The following is a 7,916-nucleotide window of genomic DNA, read 5'->3' as shown; positions in this document are numbered from 1 at the left end:
CGCTCACTCTTTTCAAAACCGTTATTTGTACTTCGCTTACGGCACATTTAATTCCGAATTCCGCATTCCTAATTCCGAATTAATAATTGCGCATTAACGGGACGTCGAGGACGCCGTCCCCTACAACTCTCAACTTTTATATCCATATGTCCATTTCACTTCTGTCGGGAACTTCAAAAAGACTCTCGAACTTTACCGCAAGTCCCTCGTCAATTAAATAAGCATCACTGCGACCGTTCTGCACCTCAGCATTGCGCTTTTGTATGCGTCTTTTCCACTCATCATCGTCTACGCCGATATAGTGGAATTCGCAGGAAATTCCGTGCTCGCGGTAAAATTCACGGGCGAAATCGCGGTCGGACTTCTTCCAGAAGCCCCAGTCCAGAATAACATCAGTTCCCGAAGAAACTATCTCCACCGACTTTTTATAAAGATACTTCTCGGTTCGTCTTACGTATTCATCGTGCTTGTCACCTGTTTCGCCGCCGAGAATATCCAGCATAAGCTCGTCGATAGAGAGTATCACTCCGCCGAGCTCATTTTTCAGCTTCTGAGCATATGTACTTTTTCCGCTGCAAATCCTGCCGCAGGTCATTATTACTTTAGCCATTCTCGTTTCCTTTTCCGTACATATCTTGTTTTTTCATTGTATTTTTAAGTTTCTCTTTTAATTCAGGTGTAAGTGGATAATACCTTACCTCTATTCCGAATTTCTTTCTTGTAAATCCAAGATGTGATTTTTCATTTAAAAGCTGTTTCTGCTCTTCCTCACTGCAAACAATAATATATTTCTTGAACTCTTTTCCTTTTACTTTATCATTAAGCAGCATTTTCAGTATATCCGCCGCTACTTTGTGCTTCTGCGCAGGCTTTAATTTACCTAAATGAGAGTGTATCTCGCCTATAATTTTATGGTCTCCAGAATACACATCAGGTTTTATAGTAACTTCTGAATCAAGAGTAACAATAGCATTATATGATAAGTTATCTAACTGCAATTCTTTCCTAAATTCATTAAAAAGGAACATTTCTGCTTCACACTGAGCAGATGAATCAGCGTTTTCATACTTCGCCATAATAGCCTCATTTCTTTATTATTTTAGTAAAGCCATGACCGCTGTGCTCATGGGGGTGTGACTTAAAGCCGCATTTCAAATAAAACTCGTCTTTATTCTTTGCACTCATAAGCTGAAAATAAGACCACCAGCCCTCTTTAAGCTGACTGCGGATATAGTTCTCGATATAAGCAAGCAGAGTCTTGCCTATACCCTCTCCCTGATATTCGGGAGCAACAATAAGGTCTTTGAGAAAGAAAGCCATTCCACCGTCGCCTATAAGTCTTGCCATAGCTATGACTTCATCACCATTTTTAACAGCAAATGTGACATAGCTGTTTTTCAGCGAGGTCTCCACAAGCTCACGTTCGGGTCTGCCCCAGCCTGCCGAGTCGAAAAGCCTTATAAAATCATCAGCATTGAGAGTATTCATTGATATATCGTATTTCACAATTATCTCCTCCTCATATGACTAAGTATACCACACAGTAACGTATTTTTCAACATTGTTCCACATTATCTTGCAAACTCCGCATACAGGTGATATAATATTATTAACACAGATCATAAGTTAAAACAAAAAAATATATTTTTTCATGTAACATTATACCATGATGCTTCGATTATTATAGCAGAAACGCTCGAAACGAGCAAAAAATTCTGAAAAGGAGAAGTTTAAAAATGAAAAAGAGAGTATTATCATTTATAGCCCTTGCTGCTATTTTTTCTATGACATCTTGCGGAAAGGTAGTAGAGGGACAATCTACCGCACCTACAGTCAAGTCCACAACTAAAGCTGTAACTACTGCTTCCGAGACCGTAACGACTACAGCAAAGGTACAGGAAAGCACCGAGACTTCAACAACTACAGCTGCTGCCGCAGAAAGCACGACCGCAGCTGCTAAGAATACAAACGCAGAGCCTGCAACAGAAGCTCCTCAGCAGCAGGCAGTTCCAGCAGGCGGCGGAGAACAGACCTATGAACAGCCTGCTCCGCAGCAGACAAACACATCATCAGGCGATGCAGCTCCTACTCCCAACGATTACAACTACGGACCTGCTCCTGTACAGTACAGCAATGAGGGACTTACATACATGAGCGGTATGCTCATCGCAAACAAGAGCTACAGCCTTCCTGCCGATTTCGCTCCGGGACTTGACCAGACCTGCCTTAACCAGTTCTACAAGCTCCAGTCTGCGGCTTCACAGCAGGGACTCAACATATGGCTCTCATCGGGCTTCCGTTCATACGATTATCAGAACCAAATCTACAATAACTACGTTGCCCGTGACGGACAGGCTGCCGCAGATACATATTCTGCTCGTCCTGGATATTCCGAGCACCAGACAGGTCTTGCAATCGACGTAAATCAGATAGACGACAGCTTTTCGGGAACTCCCGAGGCTATATGGCTTGAAAACCACTGCCACGAGTACGGCTTTATACTCCGCTACCCACAGGGCAAGCAGAGCATCACAGGCTATCAGTACGAATCATGGCATATTCGCTATGTAGGCACAGATATGTCCTATCCTATCCACGCAAGCGGTCTTACACTTGAAGAATACCTCGGTATCGACTCTTACTACCACTGATATATGAGAAAATGGGCGGACGTTACAAAACGTCCGCTTGTTTTGTATACATTCACATATGGTCAGACATTGACAGAAATCCCCATATATGGTAAAATTTATCTATCATAAATAATTATGAGAAGAACAACATGACAGCGGAGAGATATTTAGTTGACATATATATAAGTAAACTAACTAATTATGCCTTGACAATAATTTCATACAATAAATCAGCGTATCACGCAGGATAACTATATCTTGTATGGTGCGCTTTTTCATACAGTGAGGAATACTATGAAAAATTTATGGAAAAAACTGCGGCTTTTGTGCTCGAAGCAGCTTTGACAACGGGAACTGCGTCTTTAAATAATGGAACTCTTTTCGTTAGCGGAAACGGCGATATCCAATTCTGAGCAATAAGGCTGTGCAGCCTTAATTTTTTTCATTTTTTCCTAAGAGTTTTTCACTTTTCATACGTCTAATAATATGAAGAGTTTTTTATTTCAACCGCCATTGTATATGTGCACAAATAATCCCATGCCACCTTGTGCAGATATACAATGGCAGTGAAATTGGTTCACTGAATTATTTTCGGCATTATGTTCAAACTCAAAGCACGATATGCCTTTTTTGCCTATTTTGTGTAGGAAATGCAGCTTTTTCGTTGACACATATGCACCGTGATGTTATACTGTTAATATGGAAGATATTCCATAAAATATCCACTTATGAAAGGAGTAATTCACTATGGAAAACATGAAAAAACTAAACAAGGTTACCGCCGGTATCCTGAGCTTTGCACTGACTCTCGGAGCTGTCGGCAACATCCCCCCCAAGTCCCTGTATTCGCCGCTTTCGGCTTCTGCCGAATACGATGAAGAGGAACTCCTGTATGATGACATACACGCACCTAAATTGTACGAGTATGAGTTGAAGGACGCTTACGTTTTAAGTGTAAACACCGATCCGGATTCACATCGTTCTAAGCTTCAGTTAGTGCCAAAGATAGACGGCTACTACTCAATATGGTCTTATTCGTATATAATGGATTTTGATTATCATTATTACATGGTAGATCATACCGAAGCAAACAATGCAATGCTCGAAACTCTCACACCCGATACTGTAGTTACAATAAAGTTCAATTCCTTTGACGATTATCCCGAGCTTCGTCTTATCAACGAGGATTCGGACCACAGCAACAGGTACGATGGCTGCTATTCTATAAATGAGATATTGCAGATAAAATCTCCCGATATCCATTATTACGGCGATATCAACGATGACGGAACAGTTGACTCCTTCGATCTTATCTCCTACAGAAAGTATCTCAGCGATCCCGAGAAAAATCCACTTTCAAAGTCTGTTTTCCTCAACGCCGATATAGACCAGAACGAAGTCATTGATGAAGAGGATCTCCAGCTTGTATCGGATTATCTCCTCGGTAAGATAGATAAGTTCTACGGAGCTCCTATGGCAGGAAGCATCCGCCTTGACGATCAGGTAAATATCAAGGCAGAAGAGGGCAAGGCTACTGATGAAGCCTTTGCAAAGGCTGAAATGAAGCTGGGCGTGGATATCCTCAAAAAAGCCTTTGATCCTACAAAGGAAGGCGAGGAAAATCTCCTTATCTCACCTCTTTCGATCTCATCTGCTCTTGCTATGACCGCAAACGGTGCCGACAAAAAGACTCTGGAGCAAATGGAGAAGGTCCTCGGAAGCGGTCTTACTATGGAACAGCTCAACGAGTATATGGCTTACTATGTTTCAAATCTTCCCGATGAGCAGAAACAGAAGCTCTATCTCGCAAATTCTATCTGGTTCAGAGATGACGAGACTTTCAAGGTTCAGGACGAGTTCCTCGAACAGAACAAGAAGTACTACAACTCCGAGATATACAAGACCCCGTTCGATGACAATACAGTTAAAGACGTAAACAGCTGGGTAAGCAGCAATACAAGAGGTATGATACCAAAGCTTCTCAACAAGGGCGATCTTGATCCTACAGAAGAGAAGAAAATGATGATGATGCTTATCAATACTCTCTATTTTGAGGCTGAATGGCAGAGCATATATAACGAATCCTATGACGGAAAGTTCACTGACCTTAACGGCAATGAGCACAACATCAAAAAGATGTACAGCGAGGAAAAGCAATATTACGATCTCGGCGATGCAGATGCCTTCAAGAAGCCTTATAAGGGCGGAGAGTACAGCTTCGTCGGCATACTTCCAAAGGAAAAGAACATCGTGGACTATGTAAACGACCTTGACGCTGAGAAGCTTCTTGAGGATCTCAAAGAGTGCGAGGATATGTCAAATATCGAGCTCAACGTTATGATACCGAAGTTCAAGTACAATTACAGCAAGGAACTTAAAGAGATACTTGCATCTATCGGTATGGACGAGGCTTTCGATAAGGAGCTTGCAGACTTCTCAAAGATCAACGATCTCACAGTTGACGGCGCACAGCCTCTTTATATTGATGAAGTTCTTCACAAGACAAAGATAGAAGTAACAGAAAAGGGCACAAAGGCTGCTGCTGTTACAGCTGTAATGATGGCTCTCACAAGCGCATTAAGACCTGAAAAGAAGAAGATAAAAATTTTCCTCGACAAGCCTTTCGTTTACATGATCGTTGACAAGAACAACGTTCCCGTATTCATCGGCGCTGCAACTCAGCTTGAGGAAAAATAAGAACGCTTCCATATAAGGGCTGAAAAAAGCGTTTTTTCAATGGAAAACCATTGATTATCAGAAAAATAATTTTCAATACCGTCGGAATAAACAATTTCGGCGGTATTTTTCTTGCAATCTGCACAAAGTCGATGTATACTATAATTAATGTGTGCTTAGCAGACATTAATTAAATCAAAAAAATAATTCTGAATGCGTTACGTTTCTCTTCCGAAATGAGAATAGATATTATGAAAGCCAACACGATGCATCTAAAAAGCTTTACATAAGAGGTGATCCATATGACACATGAAGAATATACAAAAGCTTACGAGCGTTCAAAGGAAGAAGCACAAAGAAAAATTTTCGATGAGTATTTCAAATACGTTTACACTATAGTTTTCAGCCGTCTGCGCAGCTGCGCAAGACGCGAGGACATAGAAGAATGTGTGGGAGATGTGTTTGCCGATGTATATATACACTACGACAGCAGCAAAGCCGTAAACAAAGATATCTCAGGCTTTATCGGAACGATCGCACGAAATAAGGCTGCGGATATGTACAGGAAGCTCACAAGGAAAGGATTTTCATTTGTTTCCGTTGACGACGAGGACGTTCCAGAGCAGGAGTCTCCTGAAAATACAGAAGCAGACTTTGAGAAAAAAGAACTGAGAAGCAGTCTTATGAACTGCATATCACTTCTCGGCGAACCTGATTCTACTATTATAATGCAGAAATACTTCTTCATGCGCAGCTCGAAAGAAATAGCTGAAAAAGTGTCATTGACTCCCGAGGCTGTTAGAATGAGATGCAGCAGAGCATTGAAAAGGCTGAGGGAAAAGCTCACCGCTATGAATATTTCACTTTAAAGGAGGTACAGTTATGAACGATAAGGAGTTTGATCTTACAATGCTTGAAAATGCAGATAACGAAACAATAAAACAAATCGCTGAAAACTGTCCTGCTTCCGATGTTGAAATGGAGAGGATGTTCGCTATGAGCAGAAAGATATATAATGAAAGAACCAAAGAAAGCAATAATAAAGATAATATCGAGGTATCGGGCGTAGAACAGTACAAAAAGCCCGTATGGCAGAAGTTTGCGGCTATCGCTGCTGCACTTGTCATTACAGGAGGTGCTGTTGCAGGCGGAATGTTATTTATGAAGAACAGAAATACCTTCAATAACGATCCTGTGCCTGTAGTGACAGATCCCGCCACAAGCCCGTCCACAGAGGCTTCAACCGAGCCAGCAACCAAGACAGAGGAAAGTTGTCCTTTCGGTGATATCTCCAATGAACACGTAAGATTGTCATATACAGCTATTGCTCCCGCAGTCGTTGATCTGAAAAGCGATTTCGTAAAGGAGCTGGCAGAAGGCTTCAACAAAGGCAAATGGACGGAATTATCAGATGCACGTTTATTTGACGGAGAATTTGTGACCCTGTATGTTTACAACAACGGTAACCCCTTCCGCCTTGAATTCTGCCTGTATGATACAGATGCAGACAAGGGTGCCGCATTGAAATACAGTGACGGCAAGGATCTGTGGTACTACACAGGCGATGAGACAGTTGCCAAGACAGTTCAGAAGCTTTATTCCTACGGATATTCGGAGAGCGAACTTATCATACCCGATGACGCAAACGCTAATGACATTATAAAAAAGGTATGGGAAAAGGACTTTTCTGAAAAAGATAACGCTCACGCAAGTTCATCTGATAAGGTCGAAGTTCCAAAAATTGTGGGAACACAGAATGAGCTTGCCAAGGTACAGCTTCAGGAACGCGGTCTTAATTACAATATCATTAAAAAATCAGATAATACAGTCCAGCCCGGATATGTTATCAAGGTAGAACCAGCCGAGGGTACTTTAGTCAGCAAGGAAACAGTTATCACACTTTATGTCAGCGAAGGTGATACATCTAATGAAGGTAATAACGGAAATACCGAGGTAGTGGCTGAAGATGCAGAGCTTATCGCAAAGGCACAGAAGTTCTACGAAAATGCAATAGATACTGACCTTAAATACGGACGCTTCGCTCCTGAGCACTTCAATATTGATACTTTGAATTGCTTTGAACAAGTTAACGGTCCATATCTTTCCAATGTGTATGATGTAACTCTTGACGAATTACGCGCTCAATACCACGAAGTATTCAGCGACAGATACGCTGAGAACGACGCAACTATTGAAAAGTATTATTGTATATATAATGGTCAGTTATGCTGGCTCACAGGCAACCCCGGTGTTGAGCTTTATCTCGAATCTACCACAGTGACAAAAGTTCTGCGCAGGACAGATGACGAGATATTCTTTGCGGTAGAAAGACATTACAGCGACTTCCGCCACGTTGATATCGAAGGCGATTTTGAGCCATATACCGAAACAGATGAATTCTCGGCAGTTATCCAGCCCGACGGCTCATGGAAAGTGGGTAAATTCCATAATCCTTATCCTAACTGATACAAACAGCTTGAATAAACACAAAGACTCCTCATAACCGTGGTACTCATATAGAAGCTTATACTATTTATCGGGGGAAACCTTTCTGAAGAAAGGCTTTCCCCCGAACCCCTTTCCAAAGACTTTTTTAGCTGATTTTTT

Annotated in this window: 7 protein-coding genes; 4 read left to right on the top strand and 3 right to left on the bottom strand. The window is 41.6% G+C overall.

The genetic code is table 11. The features are described from left to right. Nucleotides 1-136: 136 nt before the first annotated feature. Genes BUB28_RS16380 through BUB28_RS16370 form a run of 3 tightly spaced genes read right to left on the bottom strand, consistent with a single transcriptional unit; the run spans nt 137 to nt 1,506 of the window. Entirely contained in the window at nt 137-610 is a 474-nt protein-coding gene (locus tag BUB28_RS16380) for a P-loop nucleotide/nucleoside kinase family protein (RefSeq protein ID WP_072952579.1), read from the bottom strand. Continuing rightward, nucleotides 603-1,076, bottom strand: a complete 474-nt coding sequence (locus BUB28_RS16375; RefSeq protein WP_028518235.1) for a hypothetical protein — start codon at nt 1,074-1,076, stop codon at nt 603-605. The genes BUB28_RS16380 and BUB28_RS16375 overlap by 8 nt, the downstream gene beginning before the upstream one ends. Nucleotides 1,077-1,083: 7 nt before the next feature. Then, complete coding sequence (locus BUB28_RS16370; RefSeq protein WP_081373580.1) at nt 1,084-1,506, bottom strand: GNAT family N-acetyltransferase; 423 nt, start codon at nt 1,504-1,506, stop codon at nt 1,084-1,086. Nucleotides 1,507-1,736: 230 nt separating this feature from the next. Between BUB28_RS16370 and BUB28_RS16365 the strand changes: the two genes are divergently transcribed. The 4 genes from BUB28_RS16365 (at nt 1,737) to BUB28_RS16350 (ending at nt 7,775) form a co-directional block, all read left to right on the top strand. Beyond that, a complete protein-coding gene (locus tag BUB28_RS16365; protein ID WP_072952578.1) occupies nt 1,737-2,651 on the top strand; it encodes a M15 family metallopeptidase in 915 nt (304 codons plus the stop codon). Nucleotides 2,652-3,380: 729 nt separating this feature from the next. After that, on the top strand, nt 3,381-5,330 hold the full coding sequence (locus tag BUB28_RS16360) for a serpin family protein (protein ID WP_072952577.1): 1,950 nt from the start codon (nt 3,381-3,383) through the stop codon (nt 5,328-5,330). A gap of 281 nt (nt 5,331-5,611) precedes the next feature. Next, nucleotides 5,612-6,178 (top strand): RNA polymerase sigma factor, encoded by a 567-nt coding sequence (locus tag BUB28_RS16355; RefSeq protein WP_072952576.1) that lies wholly within the window; start codon nt 5,612-5,614, stop codon nt 6,176-6,178. Nucleotides 6,179-6,191: 13 nt separating this feature from the next. Continuing rightward, a complete protein-coding gene (locus BUB28_RS16350) occupies nt 6,192-7,775 on the top strand; it encodes a PASTA domain-containing protein (RefSeq protein ID WP_072952575.1) in 1,584 nt (527 codons plus the stop codon). Nucleotides 7,776-7,916 lie beyond the last annotated feature (141 nt).

The organism is Ruminococcus flavefaciens, assembly GCF_900143025.1.
GTDB classification, from domain to species: domain Bacteria; phylum Bacillota; class Clostridia; order Oscillospirales; family Ruminococcaceae; genus Ruminococcus; species Ruminococcus flavefaciens_I.
The sequence above is the reverse complement of the archived record's forward strand: the minus strand, read 5'-3'. Positions and strand labels throughout refer to the sequence as shown.